Annotated in this window: 18 protein-coding genes; 10 read left to right on the top strand and 8 right to left on the bottom strand. The window is 42.7% G+C overall.

What is annotated here, in order from left to right; genetic code table 11:
• The first annotated feature begins 28 nt into the window (after positions 1 to 28).
• The 6 genes from IEY03_RS14545 (at position 29) to IEY03_RS14520 (ending at position 6,273) form a co-directional block, all read left to right on the top strand.
• Entirely contained in the window at positions 29 to 631 is a 603-nt protein-coding gene (locus IEY03_RS14545; protein ID WP_188843141.1) for an aminodeoxychorismate/anthranilate synthase component II, read from the top strand.
• A complete protein-coding gene (gene trpD / locus IEY03_RS14540; protein ID WP_188842990.1) occupies positions 631 to 1,689 on the top strand; it encodes an anthranilate phosphoribosyltransferase in 1,059 nt (352 codons plus the stop codon). Before IEY03_RS14545 ends, trpD begins: the two co-directional genes overlap by 1 nt.
• Positions 1,690 to 1,696: 7 nt before the next feature.
• Positions 1,697 to 3,109 carry a bifunctional indole-3-glycerol-phosphate synthase TrpC/phosphoribosylanthranilate isomerase TrpF gene (trpCF, locus tag IEY03_RS14535; protein WP_188842988.1) on the top strand — a complete coding sequence of 471 codons (1,413 nt, stop codon included), beginning with the start codon at positions 1,697 to 1,699 and terminating at the stop codon, positions 3,107 to 3,109.
• A gap of 123 nt (positions 3,110 to 3,232) precedes the next feature.
• On the top strand, positions 3,233 to 4,438 hold the full coding sequence (gene trpB / locus IEY03_RS14530) for a tryptophan synthase subunit beta (protein WP_188842986.1): 1,206 nt from the start codon (positions 3,233 to 3,235) through the stop codon (positions 4,436 to 4,438).
• Positions 4,431 to 5,240: a tryptophan synthase subunit alpha gene (gene trpA / locus IEY03_RS14525; RefSeq protein WP_188842984.1), complete on the top strand. Its 810-nt coding sequence runs from the start codon at positions 4,431 to 4,433 to the stop codon at positions 5,238 to 5,240. Before trpB ends, trpA begins: the two co-directional genes overlap by 8 nt.
• Before the next feature lie 112 nt (positions 5,241 to 5,352).
• Positions 5,353 to 6,273 (top strand): transporter substrate-binding domain-containing protein, encoded by a 921-nt coding sequence (locus IEY03_RS14520; protein ID WP_188842982.1) that lies wholly within the window; start codon positions 5,353 to 5,355, stop codon positions 6,271 to 6,273.
• A gap of 68 nt (positions 6,274 to 6,341) precedes the next feature.
• Here the strand turns inward: IEY03_RS14520 and IEY03_RS14515 are convergent, their stop codons facing one another.
• A complete protein-coding gene (locus IEY03_RS14515) occupies positions 6,342 to 7,577 on the bottom strand; it encodes an OmpP1/FadL family transporter (RefSeq protein WP_188842980.1) in 1,236 nt (411 codons plus the stop codon).
• Between the two features lie 380 nt (positions 7,578 to 7,957).
• Here IEY03_RS14515 and IEY03_RS14510 point away from each other — a divergent pair, with 380 nt between their 5' ends.
• From IEY03_RS14510 to xthA, 3 genes are all read left to right on the top strand, one after another.
• The gene (locus IEY03_RS14510) at positions 7,958 to 8,503 is read left to right on the top strand and encodes a septation protein A (RefSeq protein WP_188842978.1); all 546 of its coding nucleotides are present in this window, start codon (positions 7,958 to 7,960) and stop codon (positions 8,501 to 8,503) included.
• Between the two features lie 83 nt (positions 8,504 to 8,586).
• Entirely contained in the window at positions 8,587 to 8,886 is a 300-nt protein-coding gene (locus tag IEY03_RS14505) for a YciI family protein (RefSeq protein ID WP_188842976.1), read from the top strand.
• Positions 8,886 to 9,695 carry an exodeoxyribonuclease III gene (gene xthA / locus IEY03_RS14500; RefSeq protein WP_188842974.1) on the top strand — a complete coding sequence of 270 codons (810 nt, stop codon included), beginning with the start codon at positions 8,886 to 8,888 and terminating at the stop codon, positions 9,693 to 9,695. Before IEY03_RS14505 ends, xthA begins: the two co-directional genes overlap by 1 nt.
• A gap of 79 nt (positions 9,696 to 9,774) precedes the next feature.
• Here the strand turns inward: xthA and bioD are convergent, their stop codons facing one another.
• The 4 genes from bioD to bioB all read right to left on the bottom strand — a co-directional run bounded on the left by bioD (position 9,775) and on the right by bioB (position 13,591).
• Positions 9,775 to 10,479 carry a dethiobiotin synthase gene (gene bioD, locus IEY03_RS14495; protein WP_188843139.1) on the bottom strand — a complete coding sequence of 235 codons (705 nt, stop codon included), beginning with the start codon at positions 10,477 to 10,479 and terminating at the stop codon, positions 9,775 to 9,777.
• A gap of 51 nt (positions 10,480 to 10,530) precedes the next feature.
• On the bottom strand, positions 10,531 to 11,295 hold the full coding sequence (locus IEY03_RS14490) for a methyltransferase domain-containing protein (protein ID WP_188842973.1): 765 nt from the start codon (positions 11,293 to 11,295) through the stop codon (positions 10,531 to 10,533).
• The gene (locus IEY03_RS14485) at positions 11,296 to 12,447 is read right to left on the bottom strand and encodes an aminotransferase class I/II-fold pyridoxal phosphate-dependent enzyme (protein WP_188842971.1); all 1,152 of its coding nucleotides are present in this window, start codon (positions 12,445 to 12,447) and stop codon (positions 11,296 to 11,298) included.
• Positions 12,448 to 12,538: 91 nt separating this feature from the next.
• Positions 12,539 to 13,591: a biotin synthase BioB gene (gene bioB / locus IEY03_RS14480; RefSeq protein WP_188842969.1), complete on the bottom strand. Its 1,053-nt coding sequence runs from the start codon at positions 13,589 to 13,591 to the stop codon at positions 12,539 to 12,541.
• Between the two features lie 143 nt (positions 13,592 to 13,734).
• Between bioB and bioA the strand changes: the two genes are divergently transcribed.
• Complete coding sequence (bioA, locus tag IEY03_RS14475; protein ID WP_188843137.1) at positions 13,735 to 15,108, top strand: adenosylmethionine--8-amino-7-oxononanoate transaminase; 1,374 nt, start codon at positions 13,735 to 13,737, stop codon at positions 15,106 to 15,108.
• Between the two features lie 602 nt (positions 15,109 to 15,710).
• Here bioA and IEY03_RS14470 read toward each other — a convergent pair.
• The 3 genes from IEY03_RS14470 to IEY03_RS14460 all read right to left on the bottom strand — a co-directional run bounded on the left by IEY03_RS14470 (position 15,711) and on the right by IEY03_RS14460 (position 18,005).
• Positions 15,711 to 16,361: a class I SAM-dependent methyltransferase gene (locus IEY03_RS14470; protein WP_188842967.1), complete on the bottom strand. Its 651-nt coding sequence runs from the start codon at positions 16,359 to 16,361 to the stop codon at positions 15,711 to 15,713.
• A 328-nt stretch (positions 16,362 to 16,689) separates the two neighbouring features.
• Positions 16,690 to 17,247: a hypothetical protein gene (locus IEY03_RS14465; RefSeq protein WP_188842965.1), complete on the bottom strand. Its 558-nt coding sequence runs from the start codon at positions 17,245 to 17,247 to the stop codon at positions 16,690 to 16,692.
• A 113-nt stretch (positions 17,248 to 17,360) separates the two neighbouring features.
• On the bottom strand, positions 17,361 to 18,005 hold the full coding sequence (locus IEY03_RS14460; RefSeq protein WP_188842963.1) for an 8-oxoguanine DNA glycosylase OGG fold protein: 645 nt from the start codon (positions 18,003 to 18,005) through the stop codon (positions 17,361 to 17,363).
• Between the last annotated feature and the right edge of the window lie 167 nt (positions 18,006 to 18,172).

Here is an 18,172-nt window from a genome sequence, read left to right as displayed (position 1 = left end):
CGCTTCAGTTACGCCATCAGCAGCCAAAATGAAATTATATTTACTAGACAACTTTGACTCTTTTACCTACAACTTGGTGGATCAATTTAGAAGCTTAGGCTTTGAAGTACTGATTTACCGAAACGATGTTAGCGCTGACTACTTAGCGGAAAAGTTGCTCAATGAAACTCAATATGCGGCATTGGTTTTATCACCCGGTCCCGGCGCGCCGCACGAAGCTGGCTGCATGATGGAATTAATCGCTAAAGTGGCAGGGAAAGTGCCTATGTTAGGCATTTGTTTGGGCCATCAAGCTATGGTCGAATACTATGGCGGCAAAGTAGAACGCGCACCTTTTGTAGTCCATGGTAAAGCCAGCCCGACTGTGCACAGCGGCCAAGGCGTATTTGCAAATTTACCCTCACCATTACCGGTGGCGCGTTACCACAGTTTAGTGGCAACAAAAGTACCTGATTGCCTTGATATCATCGCGACTACCGATGAAATGCCGATGGCTATTTTGCATGAGAAACATAAAGCGGTGGGCTTTCAGTTTCATCCAGAATCCATTCTTACCACCTTGGGGAGTCAGCTACTTACCCAAACACTTAACTACTTAACAACGACCTCAATCTCTCAAGGAGGCCGATAATGTCAACATCAGTAATATCAACCCAAGCCTTATTAGATACCTTATATCAAGGTAATGCGTTAACTCGTGAACAAAGTGCCCGCTTATTTGCCAATATAGTTGCAGGTGAAATGGACCCTATCGCCATGGCAGGCATGTTAGTTGCGTTGAAAATGCGCGGTGAAACCATTGATGAAATCACCGGCGCTGCGGATGCATTACGTCAAGCCGCCAAGCCGTTTACACGTAGCAATCAGTCTATTATCACTGGGGTTGTGGATATTGTCGGCACCGGTGGCGATGGTTTTAATACCATCAACATTTCAACTACCGCGGCCTTTGTTGCCGCGGCAGCTGGCGCTAAAGTAGCCAAACACGGTAACCGCGGTGTGTCGAGTAAATCAGGATCATCCGACTTACTGGCGCATTGCGGTATTGGGCTGACCATGACACCAGCAGAGTCTTGTGCGGCACTCGATAGACTCGGTTTATGTTTTTTGTTTGCCCCGCATTATCATGCAGGTGTTCGCCACGCAGTTCCGGTTCGCCAAGCATTAAAAACTCGCACCATATTTAATATACTGGGGCCATTAATTAATCCAGCTAAGCCTGAATATATGCTGCTGGGTGTTTACTCGCCAACCTTATTAGCCCCTATTGTTAATGTGCTCAATGCGTTAGGCGTAAAACGGGCAATGGTGGTTCATGGTAGTGGTTTAGATGAAGTGGCTTTACACGGCGATACGCAGGTGGCCGAGCTACATAATGGCGAGATTAGATTTTATACCCTTACCCCAGAAGAGCTAGGGGTCACTCGTGCAGATATCAGTTTATTGACTGGGGGCGAGCCAAGTGAGAATGCTCAAATCACCAAAGCCATTTTACAGGGCCAAGGTGAAGCAGCTCAGCGCGATGCCGTCGCCATTAATGCTGGTTGTGCGTTATATGTCAGTGGCATAGTAGATTCTGTGCAAGCTGGTACTCAGCTGGCGTTAGCAACTCTAGCCAGTGGCAAAGCGATGAATGTATTAACTGAACTTGCCGCCATCAGCCAAGCTTCTGCGCCAACACAAGGGTAACAAGAAAATGAGCCAACCAAGTCAACCGATAAGTAATGTATTAACCCGTATTGTCGATACTAAAATTGCCCATATTGCCGCATTAAAACTGCGTTTCCCTGAGGTGAGCTTACAACCTAAAATATCTGACCGCAGTTTATTCGATGCTTTAAAGCAGCCTAATGCGCAATATATTTTTGAATGTAAAAAAGCCAGTCCTTCTAAAGGGTTAATTCGCCCTGTGTTTGATGTCGAAGCCATTGCAGACATTTATACCCAATACGCTGCGGGTATTTCGGTATTAACCGATGAACAATTTTTTCAAGGCGACATGGATTACATTCCCAAGGTACGAGCTCGAGTTACCCAACCAATATTATGTAAAGACTTCTTCGTTGATGTATACCAGGTTAAATTAGCCGCTCACCAAGGCGCCGATGCGGTATTACTGATGTTGTCGGTACTTGATGATGCACAGTATCGTGTATTGGCCGCAGAAGCCGACAAATACCAATTAGATACTTTAACAGAGGTGAGTAACGAAGCGGAATTGCAACGCGCGATTGATCTCAATGCGCCGATTATTGGTATAAATAACCGTAATTTACGTGATCTATCTACAGATTTGGCCACAACGGAATTATTAGCGCCGCAAATACCTGCTGACCGAGTGGTGATCAGCGAATCTGGCATTTATCATCATCTGCAAATTCAACGCCTTAACCCTTTGGTTGATGGTTATCTTGTTGGTAGCTCAATTATGGCGCAAGATGATATTGATTTAGCCTGTCGTCAGTTAATATTCGGTAATAATAAAGTATGTGGCTTAACTCGAATCGAGGACATTCAAGCTGTTGCTGCATTAGGTGGTGTTTTCGGGGGGGTAATTTTTCATCCTAAATCGCCACGATTTGTCACTTTAGAGCAGGCACAAGCCTTAGTCTCTCAAATGCAAGCAAAGCAGATTAGTTTGAATTTAGTTGGCGTATTTGTTAATGCAGACACCCAAGATATTGTCGCTGCAGCGCAAACACTCGCACTCTATGCGGTGCAATTACATGGCAATGAAACAGAACTTGAAATAGCCGAACTATCGCAACAATTTGCAGCATTAGATCTGACTTGTCAGATATGGAAAGCCGTAGCAATTGATAGTCAAACACAACAAATATCACCGGCCCCAAAAGGCGCAGATAGATATTTATATGACAGTAAAACCCAAAGCCAGTTCGGTGGCACGGGGCAACAATTTGATTGGCAACTCGCAATTGAAAATAAATCTCAAGCCATGTTGGCTGGCGGGTTATCTGCCAGTAATGCCTATGAGGCCTCGTTGCAGGGGTTTTATGGTTTAGATTTCAACTCAGGTGTTGAGACCAGTCCAGGTATAAAAGATCACACACTACTGGCACAAGTGTTTAGCTCACTAAGACAACACTGAACATCACAGTTATTAACCCAAATTTAGGGCTCAGCCTCAAATAGGCTGAGTCCATAATACCAAATTCACAAGAATCGCTGACTTAGTCAAAGTGCTAAATCGATTGAACAATAGGACAATATTATGGATAAGTTAAAGCTGAACCCTTATTTCGGCGAATATGGCGGCATGTACGTCCCGCAAATTTTAGTACCCGCATTAAAACAGCTCGAAACAGCATTTGTTGAAGCGCAAGCAGACCCTGAATTTCAAGCAGAGTTTACCGACTTACTTAAAAACTACGCTGGCCGTCCAACCGCGTTAACCCTGACCCGTAATTTAAGCCCGAATCCAATGGTAAAAATCTACCTTAAAAGGGAAGATTTGCTGCATGGCGGCGCGCACAAAACCAACCAAGTGCTAGGCCAAGCATTGCTCGCCAAACGTATGGGTAAAAAAGAAATTATCGCTGAAACAGGCGCAGGGCAACATGGCGTTGCTACCGCGCTTGCCTGTGCGTTATTAGGCCTGAAATGTAAAGTTTACATGGGCGCTAAAGACGTTGAACGTCAATCGCCAAACGTGTTTAGAATGAAACTAATGGGCGCGGAAGTGATACCGGTAACCTCGGGGTCATCAACACTCAAAGATGCTTGTAATGAAGCGATGCGCGATTGGTCGGGCAGTTATGACAAAGCCCACTATTTATTAGGTACAGCAGCTGGCCCGCATCCATTTCCGACAATAGTGCGTGAGTTTCAACGTATTATTGGTGAAGAAACCAAAAAGCAAATGTTAGAAAAAGAAGGTCGCCTTCCTGATGCTGTCATTGCCTGTGTTGGCGGCGGTTCAAACGCCATTGGGATGTTTGCTGACTTTATTGATGAACCCTCGGTTGAGCTAATTGGGGTTGAGCCTGCAGGAAAAGGCATTGATACGCCAATGCATGGCGCGCCACTCAAGCACGGTAAAACCGGAATATTCTTTGGTATGAAGGCGCCATTAATGCAAGACAGCCATGGTCAAATTGAAGAGTCTTACTCTGTCTCTGCAGGTTTAGATTTTCCATCGGTAGGCCCACAGCATGCGCATTTAAATGCCATTGGCCGAGCACGTTACGAGTCGGCGACCGACGATGAAGCCTTAGACATGTTCCAATTACTGGCCCGTACGGAAGGAATTATTCCAGCGTTAGAGTCGGCTCATGCGCTGGCATATGCAGTAAAGATGGCCAAAGAAGCCACTAAAGAGACCATCTTAGTGGTTAACTTATCCGGCCGAGGTGATAAAGATATTTTCACTGTTTCAGACATTTTAGCAGCCAAAGCACAGGAGAGCGGCAATGAGTAATCGATATCAGGCAGCATTTGCCGCATTAAACGCAAAGCAACAAGGTGCATTTGTGCCATTTGTTACCATAGGTGACCCAGGTTTAGAGGTGTCTTTTAACATTATCAAAACCTTAGTCGAAAATGGGGCCGATGCGTTAGAGCTAGGCTTTCCGTTTTCAGATCCATTAGCTGACGGCCCTGTCATTCAAGGGGCAAACTTACGTGCACTGGCCGCGGGGACAACACCTGAAGATTGTTTTGAGCTAATAGCCAAAGTAAGGGCTTTGTACCCTGAATTGCCAATTGGTCTATTACTTTACGCTAACTTGGTTTTTGCTAACGGAATTGAGCACTTTTATGCCAAAGCACAAGCTGCTGGAGTGGATTCAGTATTAATTGCCGATGTTCCGGTTGAAGAGTCAACGCCATTTAGCCAAGCCGCTAAAGCACATGGTATAGACCCGATATTTATTGCACCGCCTAATGCAAGCACTGAAACACTTAAACAGGTTAGTGAGTCCGGTGCGGGTTACACTTATCTTTTATCACGTGCCGGTGTCACCGGAACCGAATCCAAAGCAGGCACTCCTGTCGAGCAAATTTTGGCACAATTGGCTGAGTTTAATGCGCCACCACCGCTATTAGGGTTTGGTATTGCCGAGCCATCACAGGTGCGTGAGGCAATAAAATCTGGCGCTGCTGGAGCGATTTCAGGCTCTGCTGTAGTCAAAATTATTGAAGCTCATCAACATGATGAAGCCATTTTACTGGCTAAACTGGCTGAGTTTACTTCTAACATGAAGGCCGCTACAGCCTTGTAATTGTGCTAAGTTGACCCATCAATGAAAATGGAGCCGAAATCGGCTCCATTTTGTTATGCTGCTATACTGATTACCATATTCACTGCTATGACTCGCTAATGGACAGGATGCCATGCCGAAAACCCGTATTTATTTCATATTATTAGTCAGTTGCCTTATACCATTAAGTTTTTGGGGTCATGCCAATACAGCCCAAACCTCTGTGACGGAAGTAAGATATAACTTATCAGCGCAATTTATTGATCCTAAACAAGCCTACTATATTTCATTACTTGAACTTGCAATGGACAAAAGTGAACCCAAGTATGGCCCTTATAAAATGACGCCTGTGGAAATTGAAATGCCACAAAGCCGAACGATCAAGCTAGTGGAGTCCAAACAACATCTTGATATTGTGTGGACCATGACATCAATAGCTAGAGAGCATCACCTTCAAGCTGTATATATTCCGCTATTAAAAGGCCTAATGGGCTATCGAATTGGGATTATTCGTCAAGGTGATCAAGCACGATTTGATCAGGTAGATTCAATCAATGCATTCAAACAAATTATCATAGGACAAGGTATTGACTGGCCTGACACAGAAATTTTGCAGCAAAATGGCTTTAAAGTAGTTTCAGGATCAGCGAGTAAATTATTAGCCATGCTGTCTAAAGCGCGTTTTGATTACTTTCCCCGAGCCATCCATGAACCATGGGATGAATTAAGGCGCAGTGATGACATTGTATTAGAGCAGCGTTTATTATTACGGTATGCCTCACCAATCTACTTTTTTGTTAATAAAAAAAATACCGCCTTGGCTGAGCGGATTGAGTATGGATTACGTCTGGCCATTAATGATGGTAGTTTTGATAAGCTCTTTTACAATCACCCTATCACTGAGGGGGTTATCGCAAAAGCACAGCTAGATAAACGAATAGAGTTTGAAATTAACAACCCTTTACTGTCGCCTAAAAGTGCCGCGTTATTAACAGAATCGCAGCTGTGGTTAACGGCATTAGAAAAAATCTCGCCCACAACACAGCAAAATTAAAATCAAAAAAGAGCCAATAAACATTGGCTCCTTTATCTATCGCAAAATGATGATTTTAGCTTAAGTGATTAAAAGGTTAGCGCAAAACCAACAAAGTGCATCCGCCCTTCAAAGTAACCATTTAATAAGTGATCATTAGCTAAGCCTAACTCGAAACCCTGCTGACTAATATCCACTCGGCCTAAATCAGCATACTCATAAAACATATCCAGTTTTGACTCACCAATCATAGTGCTTGCTCCTACCGAATAACGTAGTTGACTGCCAACTGGAATATCTGGCGTTTGCATGCTTGGATCATCTTGAGGTGAAGTTTCATAAGACACCCCCGCTTTTAAAGTCCAATCGGGAGTAATGGCATACTCAGCGCCTATCCCATAATGCCAAACATCATCCCAATTTCTAGCTTGGGTTAAATCCGCTGACTTATTATTACCGCTAACTGTACCGTCAAATGACATTGGGGTGCTGTCCCAATCACTCCATTGATGCCATTGAATGGTTGACATCACCGCCCACTGTGCATTGACTTGATAACGTGCGCTGAAATCCGCAATCGCCACTAAAGAGGTGTCCATTTGGTATCTATCTAGGGTGATGTATGTGCCATCGGGAGGTAATCTTGCACCTAAATCTGAATCTATGTCGCCATTAAAGTCATGTTCAACTTTAGAACGGTAGCTTAGGCCTAAAGTAAGTTGCTCAGAGGGCTGATAGACAACGCCTGCGTTATATCCCAAGGCCCAATCGCTTTCACTTGAAAGATCGCTTTTCACCATACGAGCATCCATTGAAGCAAAGTTAATTTGTGCACCAACAGCAACAGACCACTGATCGTTTATCTTGTAACTTAATGAAGGGTTAAATTGTAACGTCAGCAGATTGATATTTTCCAGCTGTAAATCACCCGCCCAGTTGGCGCTGTAATCTAAACCAGAGCCTCCAGCGGTAGCAACAGACAAACCTAAATGTAAGTCATCGGTTAACTGCTGAACATGGAACATGGCGGCTGAGCCGATATAATCTTGGCTATTTCCATTGCGAACACTCGGGTTATCTTGATCATAATAATCAACCCCTAAATCTAATACTAAGCCGTTGACTGTGGTTTTGTTGCCTTCCATAAAAGACATCACAGCAGGGTTAACCCATATTGATGCAGCTGACCCGGTATAAACACCGTCGCCAGCACCCGCTGCACCTTGGTTTGCATAAACAGCTTCTTGCAAAAATAGTCCACTGGCGCTAACAGGTAAACACACTAACAATGCTAATGGCGATAAAGTTAAAAGACTCGATTTCATGATGTCGCTCCTACTGGATAATGTTGACATAATGTCACAACGAAATCGTATTTTGAGGATAACCGTTATTCCATATGGAATTATCACTCGTAAATACAAGCGATTATGAAAAAGACAACTCAATGCTATTTTTAAAAATGATGGAGCACTAAGATCTGCTGCCTTTGTTAGTTGATTTTTTCGAGTTAACAAGGATTTAATGAGGGAAAATGGATTAATGCCTAGTCATTTGCGTTAGATTAGCAATGAATCATTGTTAATCTATAAAGCGAGCTTTTCAGTCGCACAAGGGTTCTCGATACGCGCAGATACATGGTACACTCACGCCCTATTTTGATAAGGCAACTTAGCCTTAATACCCACAGTGAATATGAATTAATATGAAACAACTGCTTGATTTTTTACCTTTAATTATTTTCTTTGCCGTGTATAAATTTGCAGATATTTATACTGCCACAGGAGCATTGATTGCTGCCACGGCCATTCAACTTGTTGTTAGCTATATATTGTATAAGCACATTGAAAAAATGCATTTAATCACCTTTGCTATGGTGACGGTATTTGGTGCTTTAACGCTGTTTTTTCATGATGATGCATTCATTAAATGGAAAGTCACCATCGTCTATGGATTATTTGCAGTGGGTTTAGGGGTAAGTCAATTAATCGGCAAACCTGCACTTAAAAGCATGCTTGGCAAAGAAATCCAGGTAAAAGACAAGATCTGGGCGCAGGTAACTTGGTACTGGGTAGCATTTTTTATTATCTGCGGCTTGGTTAATATATACGTAGCATTTAGCCTACCGTTAGAAACTTGGGTTAACTTTAAAGTGTTTGGTTTAACCGCATTGACCTTAATCAATACGGTATTAACCGTCATGTATCTATTTAAACATATGGAACCCCCCCCTGAAGAAACCCAACTGTAATGGGTAACTCATTGGATGTTTAGCCAAATTTAATATAATAACTTTGTAATAAATCGACCGATAAAACAAATGGAGCCTTGAATATGTGGTATATGATTTCTTCTCAAGATGTTGAAAACAGTTTAGAAAAACGTTTATCTGTGCGCGCTGATCACCTTGCTCGTTTACAGGCTCTGGCCGATGAAGGTCGTTTATTAACCGCAGGGCCACATCCTGCAATAGATAATGAAAACCCAGGTGAAGCTGGATTTACCGGTTCACTCGTGGTTGCTGATTTTGCTTCATTAGAAGACGCCCAAGCATGGGCCGATGTTGACCCATACATTGCTGCTGGCGTATATAAAAGCGTGATTGTAAAACCCTTTAAGCGTGTACTACCGTAATGAAAATAGTCTCATTTAATATCAACGGTCTACGTGCTCGCCTGCATCAATTGCAAGCGTTAATTGACAGCCACCAGCCTGATATCATTGGTTTACAAGAAACCAAAGTACATGATGAAGCCTTTCCTGTTGCGGATGTTGAAGCTATGGGTTACAAGGTTCACTATCATGGTGGCAAAGCCCATTACGGCGTGGCTATGCTGTCTAAAGCAGAGCCATTAAAAGTCCTAAAAGGCTTTGACAATGATGCTGAAGATGCACAGCGCCGATTAATCATTGGTCAATTTATGCAAGAAAATGGCCGGGTATTGACCGTCATTAACGGCTACTTTCCCCAGGGAGAGAGTATCCATCATGAAACAAAATACCCAGCAAAGCGTAAGTTTTATCAAGATTTAATGACCCATTTAGATACGCATCATACGCCTGATGAAGATATCGCTATTATTGGTGACATTAATATCTCGCCGCTTGATTTAGACATTGGGATCGGTGAGCCAAATGCCAAGCGCTGGTTAAAAACGGGTAAGTGTAGTTTTCAACCTGAAGAGCGTCAGTGGTTAAAAACCTTGTTAGATTGGGGGTTTATTGACAGTTTCCGTCAATTACATCCTTCGCGCACTGAACGTTATTCATGGTTTGATTATCGCAGCAAGGGCTTTGATGACAACCGTGGACTGCGAATAGATGTGATTTTAGCAACGGCGTCTTTAGTGGCAAACGTAATCGAGTCTGATGTCGATTATGCATTACGCGGCATCGAAAAACCCTCTGATCACGCGCCGATTTGGAGCACATTTAAGTCTTAAAGCAGCGACAAAACAGACAAGAATGCTGCCCAGGCCAACGTTAAAGGCTTAATCAAATCTGATTAAGCCTTTTGTATTTTTAATTCCCTTCCAGGCTAATAGCATCAAACCTTAAGTATGTTGCGGCTTGCTCAGCACTAGGTTGAACTAAGTAAGGCACATAACCTAAATAAGGGGCGGTGATCATTTGTTGTAAGCTTGCCAAATTAGCGGCAATCTCACTCATGTTGGCATCCACCTGATTTGCCACCCAACCCACTACCTTTAAGCCATCACCTTCAATTGCTTGTAGGGTCAATAAGGCATGATTTAAACAGCCTAGCTTCATCCCTACAACCAGAATAACGCCCACTCGTTCGCCTCGATGTGTCTGTACATATGTATCCAGTTGCTTAACACTGTCCGACAAATACTGATGATGACCTAAAGGTAATCGCCAACCTCCGGCGCCCTCGATTAATGCAAAATCAGCCGTTAACATCGGCGTAGATAACAGATGGCTTACAACCGCTTTGGCATCTAACACTGTTGCGCTTTGTTGAGCCGCTATATGCGGTGCTATGGCAGGTTCAAATGCAATAGGATTGACTTGTTGGTAGCTCAAGCCCATGTTTGACTGTGCCATCAAAGCTTGCGCATCGGTGTTTCTTAACCCATCCGGTGTTGGTTCGCAACCCGATGCTATAGGTTTAAAGCCACACTTATTGCCGTGGGCTAAGGCAAGCAACGCGGAAGAAATTAAGGTTTTACCGCTATCGGTATCAGTACCCGTCACAAAGTAAATCATTATCTGCCTACTTTAAAAAGAATGTAAAACACACACCATTATCGAAAATTAACCTTTTTGCGCATGGATATAAGCAATGTGATAGGTCAAAGGAATCCCTTTTTCAGTGGCAAGCCCTTTTGCTAATAACACCCGCTCTTGCCATGCGGATTTTGATAGCATCACTCGCGATTGGCTACCTGCCTGCCCCGCTGATGCACCAACACCTTTAATTGAATACAATAAACTGCGTAAATCATCAAAATAAACGGTGACTTTTTCGACTTTTGCCTGCAACACCTTCCAACGGCTGCTGCTTAATGGTGTTGCAGCATCTTTAACACCAAATGCACTTAACAAAGTCGGCATACTGGCAAATTGGTTAGTTCTGAAACCTAATGTTTGTAGCTCAGGTAAACTGCCATCGGCCACGATGGCGAGATTACAAAAACCGTTAGCAACTAGCACGCGCTCTATCTCATTAACGGCTTTAGGGAAACTTTCACACCATTGCAGCGCAAGGTTTGAGTACACACTGTCAACACTATTGGCGCTTAACATGAGCTCTTGTGCATCACAGTTAAGGGTTAAGTACTTAGGATAATTCAAGCTAACCTGCTCTAGCATGCCAGCAGCAATATCTATTGCGGTGACGTTTGAGACCTCTGGAAAATCATTAAAACAGGTACCAGGTCCGCAACCAATATCTGCCAGATGGCCTGTTAATGTGGCATTACTCTGCAATGTTTTGGCGGTGATCCGCTGTAACACATCATGTTGTTTATAAAGACTGGCCGCATGGGAAAAGGTATCGGCAACCGATTTATCTAACATCTATGGATTCTCAATTGGCTGGTCTATTAATAACAAAGCGAGCTGGGTTACCAGTTGGTTGATCTGTAATGATGTATGCTTAGCATTGAGCGTAATACGCAGTCTTGCACTGCCAACAGGCACTGTGGGTGAGCGTATCGCCCCAACCTTAAAGCCTTTTTGAGCCAGTGATTCTGCCACCATCATGGTTAATGCATTATCACCAATAATGATCGGCTGAATCGCCGTTTGCGAGGCCGTTAAGTTAATTCCCGCTTGCGATGCTAAGGTTCTGAATAAGGTGATGTTGTCATTAAGCTGAGACGGTAAATGAGGTGATTTCTGGATCAACTCGATGGCAGCATACGCCAGGTAGGCATTAGCCGGAGACAATGCGGTCGAATAGATATAATGACGCGCATTGGCCACTAAAAAATCAATCACATCCTGACTAGCCAAAATAGCCGCGCCTTGGCAGCCTAAGGCTTTACCAAAGGTCACTACTTGAATATCAACTTGTTTGGCGGTAATAGCCGCTGAACCATGAGGGTCCACCACGCCAAAGCCATGGGCATCATCAACAATCAGCCAGCTATTATATTGCTGACAAAGCGCACTTAATGCATTGATGGGGGCGCTATCACCATCCATGCTGAACACACTTTCGGTGATCAGCACATTGTTTGGATGTTTGGCTAAAAGGCGCTCGGCACTGTCTATATCATTATGAAGATAACGGGCTAATTTGGCACCACTATCAACAAGGCCATCAATAATAGAGGCATGAACTAGCTTGTCGGCTATCACCACATCAGTACTATCAAATAAGGTCTTCATCAGTGTGCTGTTGGCACTAAATCCTGAACAAAACAACATGCAGGCTTGATGACCTGTTATAGCGCATAACTTTTGTTCCAGCAGCTGATGTGCTTCGCCATAACCACTGACCAGAGGCGAGGCTTTGCTGCCAACCCCATAGGTTAATGCGCCTTGATAAAGAGCTTGGGCTAATTCAGTTGATGAGGCTAAGCCAAGATAATCATTGTGGCTAAAGTCAAAATTAACAGGGTGATTATCAGTGCCAGAGCCTAACAATTTACGTTGACGCAGCAAGCCACTGGCCTGCTGCTGGGTTAATTGTTGGGTGATTTTCTCAGTAAGAGGATGCGCCATTACTCTGCCAATTTATGATGGTTAACTGAATGCGATGGCAATTTAATATCATCGCAAATAACAGCCATGCCTATTCAAGCTGGAAAAATGTTTATAAAGCCGCAGCATCATAAAACTGTTTAGTCGCTTTATCTTTTTGGGCGCTGGCTTTAGCCACTATCTGGCTATCTTGATCAATATTGGCAACAGGGCCTTGCTCAGGATGTAAGCCTAAACGCTTAAATAAACTCATATCGTCGTTTTCTTCAGGGTTCGGCGTGGTTAACAATTTACAGCCGTAGAAAATCGAGTTTGCGCCAGCAAAGAAACACATCGACTGCAGCTCATCACTCATGTTTTCGCGCCCCGCCGATAAACGTACCCGAGATTTCGGCATAATGATACGCGCTACCGCAATAGTACGTACAAACTCAAGTGGATCTAAATCATCAATTTTTTCAAATGGCGTGCCTGCCACTTTAACTAACATATTGATCGGCACTGAATCTGGGTGCTGCGCTAAATTTGCTAACTGCTGTAATAAACCTGCGCGATCAGACGCTTGCTCGCCCATACCCACAATGCCACCAGAACAGACTTTCATACCTGATGCGCGTACATTAGTTAAGGTATCAATGCGATTTTGATAAGTACGGGTGGTAATGACATCGCCATAATACTCAGGTGATGTGTCTAAATTGTGGTTGTAATAATCTAAACCTGCTTCGGCTAATTGATCAGATTGCTCTTTAGATAACATGCCTAAGGTCATACAGGTTTCCATGCCTAAGGCTCTAACGTCTTTTACCATTTGGGTTAAATAAGGCATGTCACGCTCACGGGGATTACGCCATGCTGCGCCCATACAAAAACGCGAAGCGCCAGCGGCTTTAGCACTTTTCGCCTCGGTGATAACTTTTTCGATTTCTAATAAACGTTCTTTTTCAAGGCCGGTATCATAACGCGCACTTTGAGGACAATATTTACAATCTTCAGGGCAAGCACCGGTCTTAATCGACAATAAACGGCTGATCTGCACTTCGTTAGGATCAAAGCTTTCACGATGAATACTATGAGCTTTAAATAGTAAGTCATTCATTGGCAGTGCAAATAACGCTTCAATTTCTGCTTTTTGCCAATCATGGCGAACTTCAGCTAACGACATGGATCATTCCTTTATTTTGATTTTATGTTGGCTAGGATACCTGTAGCCCGTAAACTGTCAACGCAGCACACACCACAAACTTTACTAATGGTTATTTTATGAGCAATTCGAGTTTTTTACAACCTGCAGTTTCTCCACAGGGCATGCCTTCAGTAACGGATCCCGCCATTGACTACGCTTTTGATCGTCAGCATATCTGGCATCCCTACACATCAATGACTCAACCCATTGCAACCCAAGGTGTGGTATCGGGACAAGGTTGTCAGTTAACCCTCGATGATGGCCGAAACGTTATTGATGGCACCAGTTCATGGTGGGCATGTGTGCACGGCTACGGTCACCCAGAAATTATCACCGCAATGCAACAGCAACTGCATCAACTCAGCCATGTTATGTTTGGCGGTATCACCCATAAACCGGCAATTGATCTCAGTAAAGCCCTAGTGAATATGACCTGCCCGGCACTCACCAAAGTGTTTTTAGCAGACTCGGGGTCAATAGCTGTTGAAGTGGCTTTAAAAATGGCATTGCAATACTGGCAGGGCCGAAACAAACCCGCCAAACAAAAAATTATGACGGTGAAACGTGGATATCATGGCGACACCTTTGCCGCCATGAGTGTGTGCGACCCTGATGGCGGCATGCACACTATGTTTGGTGATAACGTCACCAAACAAGTGTTTATTCCTGCCCCGCAAACACCATTTGGTTTTAGTCCCTTACAAACAAGCGCAGAAGATGCGAATAACACCCTAGATAAAGCCGATCTTGATGCGTTAATCCATGCTTTTGCAACTCATCATCAGCAAGTGGCCGCGATTATTATCGAACCCATCATGCAAGGTGCTGGCGGCATGCGGTTTTATTCGCCCGCCTATTTAACTAAACTCCGTCAATTGTGTGATGACTACGACGTGTTGCTTATTTTAGATGAAATAGCCACAGGATTTGGCAGAACCGGAAAGTTATTTGCCTATGAGCATGCTAATATTCAGCCCGATTTACTGTGCTTAGGCAAAGCATTAACGGGTGGATACATCAGCCTTGCCGCCACTATGTGCAGCGATGAGGTCGCCAAAGGCATTAGTGACTCGCCAGCAGGCGTGTTTATGCACGGCCCTACTTTTATGGCTAATCCCCTTGCCTGTACAGCCGCCACCGCCAGCTTACAATTAATTAATCAGCAGCTATGGCCAACACAAATCGCTAGCATTGAAACTCAAATGATAGCAGAGCTCGCCGAGGCAATTGCATTTGAACAGGTCAAAGATGTGCGCGTGTTAGGTGGTGTAGGCGTGATTGAAATGCACCACACAGTCAATACCGCTGAATTACAACAGGCTTTTATTGCGCAAGGCGTATGGATAAGACCCTTCAGTAATTTAATCTATATCATGCCGCCCTACATCATTAGCACTGATGAACTAACCCAGCTCACCACAGCAATGAAACAGGTCGCTGCCAGTATTACAGCGCCACAAATACATTCAGATGCTGAGTTCATTAGCCATGGCTGATGGTAAAATGTCCAACCCGTGTAAAAAATGAAAATTTAAGGTTAATTGACATGCTTGCTGTACAAAGCGCTTTATTGCTGTTTTTACCTATCGCTTCTTTGATGGCCTTAATGGGGCTGATCTGGAGCTTAGTGAAAAAACGCCGCCCTCTTTTCTTTAAAACATGTGTGTTTTTTATGGTGAGTCTGATTCTACAAATCGTATTTCGCCAAACGGAATTTTGGCAAGTTGACCACTGCCTTGATAAAGGTGGCAGTTATAATTACCCGTTAGCTAGGTGCGAGCACACGCCTGGATGACCGTCATTATGTCTGCATGAGAGTTCGAGCAAGTTCAAACTGTTGCAGATTAAAGTGGTTTAGCAGGTATTTTTTATAAACCTTTACCTCGAATAGACTCCATTTCTAAACAGATACCAAGCTGGTTAACTTACTAATCCAATTCTTCATTGGTACTTATTATCAATCTCCCCTCAGCTAAATATGACTTAATCAAACTCCCTTCAAGCCAACATCAGGAATAGCAAACCGGCATTTGAAACCAAAAAATCTTGGCCAATACGCTTAGGGCATCGAGCTTATTAGAACAAAGGCAGCTTCAAATTACCGCACAAATTTGAGAATATGCCCTTTAAAGGGATTGATAAGATATTCAGTATGAACAGGCTTCAAATGCACTGAGCTAAAACCAAACTCAATCATTTTATGACTCAGTTTGTTTTTATTGCCTCTACCTGGATCAACCAAAATCATTTCACAGTGTGGTTTGGCATGATCATTAATAAAGTTTGCCAATAATTCAACATGCTCATCTTCGTAAAGCAGATCACTACCAATAATCAAATCAAACAAACCTAAACTGTCATCATGGTTTGCCCAATCAGTTTGTTGGTATGCAATCGGTTTATCTTGATTCAACACCGTATTTCGAAGCAAAAACTTACCCACCTCAGGATGATAATCCGTTGCTGTGATATCGGCGTGCTTTTTATTTAACATTAAACTGGTTAATGCCATGCCACAGCCGATTTCAAGAATCCTTTTTGTGCCTGTATCGTAATCTGAAATATAATGCGCTAGCACTAAACTTGAAGGCCAGACAATGCCAAATATCGGCCAAGTCGCAGACGAAATACCCAGCTTTTCAGCTATGCCTTGGGGGTCATCAAATTCTTGATTATCGCGAAGAGTACAAAGGTGAATATCTGTATTACCAAACTCAACGGTTTGATAGCGTAAGCGTAGATTTGTCATTTGGCTGCCTAATAATTGGCGCTCAGCCAGGTATCTTTGATAAATGACAAAACGAAGGGAGGTCAACGGTATACTAAATGAGCTCAAAGGCAATGTATTTAGCCAAATCTTGGGTTATTTAATCGTGCCTCTGATATTACAAAGCGATATAAAGCGTCTAACAGCATGCTTTATTGTTAAAAATTCACACTAAACAGCCTCTATCTGTGTTTGCATGCTTCTATTTCTAAAAGCACGACGATTTGACAGCTAAATGACAGACGAAGTAGATGAATTTGTTGATTGATTTTAATTTGACTGCAAAAGCAGTCAAATAAGTTAGGCTCGTCTATTGACTGGCGGGAGGCTCATATGTGTTAGCTGTATACGACGCCTTTAAGTCATTTATTTTAATTACTGGCCTGCCATTATAGTCACTAATAACTGAAGGTGTTAAATGATCAAAATGCTTAATATGCCAGTCTTTAGTTAAAGCCCGCTCGTTATTTGAAAGCTTGTTAATACTGTATAGATTAAACACTTCCCAACCATCTAATTGAGTATGGTGTATTGAAACGATTGAGTCTTCTTTATCAAATAATCTTACAACATACTCTTGAAATGGTTTAAATGGTTGTCCGCACCACTCGCCTATAATCACATGTGCTTCTATGACTTGCTCATCGAAATTTCCATCTAAAACGCTCTCAACATAAAGCTCAACAAACTGTATACCACAAGCATTCGAGTGTTCTAGTTGGAATGGTTTTAATCTTGGATCTTCATTGCCATCAAAGTTGCGTTTCACCACTTCTTCTGAAAGTACCTTTGTAACCAAAATCAACCGTTTGGCTTGCACTTCAGAAACAAAAAATAGACAAAGGAAAATAAAAAAAATTGATTTCATATGCCAAACTTCCCTATACAGCTAACGCCGCGCTAAACGGACTAAAATTGTGGGTTATAATGTGGAGCGAAGCGAAACGTAACCCACTGTTTTAGTTCCGTTTAAGCGCCTTGTTAGGTATGTTTTTTGAGGTTTTGACCAAACATAAACAAAAACATTTCAACTTGCTCTGCTGAACAATTGGAATTAGCAGAGAACAGTTTGGCAGCCTTTAAATATTCTGGATATATAGTCGGAGCATTTGTGTAGGTTATATTTCGGACACAATTAAACTCCTGATATAATCCAGTATTTATAGCATCAATGACACGTACATCTAAAATTAATGGTTCGCTTCCTTCAACTTTACCGCCAACAAAATAAACAAATTTTGAATATGTAGATAATCCTAGCCCACTAATTTTTTTTACCTTAGAAAAATGAGACTGCCAATTCTCAACTCCATTTTTAGCTTCATCTAACAGGCAAACAATGTTGTCTATATTTTTTACTATTTTAGAAAAATTGTTACCTCTCATACCAGATGAATAACCCCAAAGGATAGTGGCAACAATTAGTTTTTTATAATCTTTACTTTTAGCAATATCTTTTAATTCAAGTCTACTTAGCTTAAGAGTTTGTTGACTAGAAAATAAAGATTCGATGAGTTCCCATACATCTGGAAACTCTAATTCATATTTTTTCCACGTCGATAACTTCGTCTCAATGGCATGGTTATCAATTGGCATTTGGCCGATTAAAGTTGCGTAATTATTCATACTTCTCCAAATACCTAACGCCGCGCTAAACGGACTAAAATTGTGGGTTATAATGTGGAGCGAAGCGAAACGTAACCCACTGTTTTAGTTCCGTTTAAGCGCCTTGTATGGATAATAAACCCACCTAATTTACAAATACTTCCCTGTTTCGGGTAATGTGAGACCCA

This window comes from Shewanella aestuarii (genome assembly GCF_014647215.1).
GTDB lineage: Bacteria > Pseudomonadota > Gammaproteobacteria > Enterobacterales > Shewanellaceae > Shewanella > Shewanella aestuarii.
Note: the sequence above shows the minus strand (reverse complement) of the source record. Positions and strands in the feature narration are given on the sequence as shown.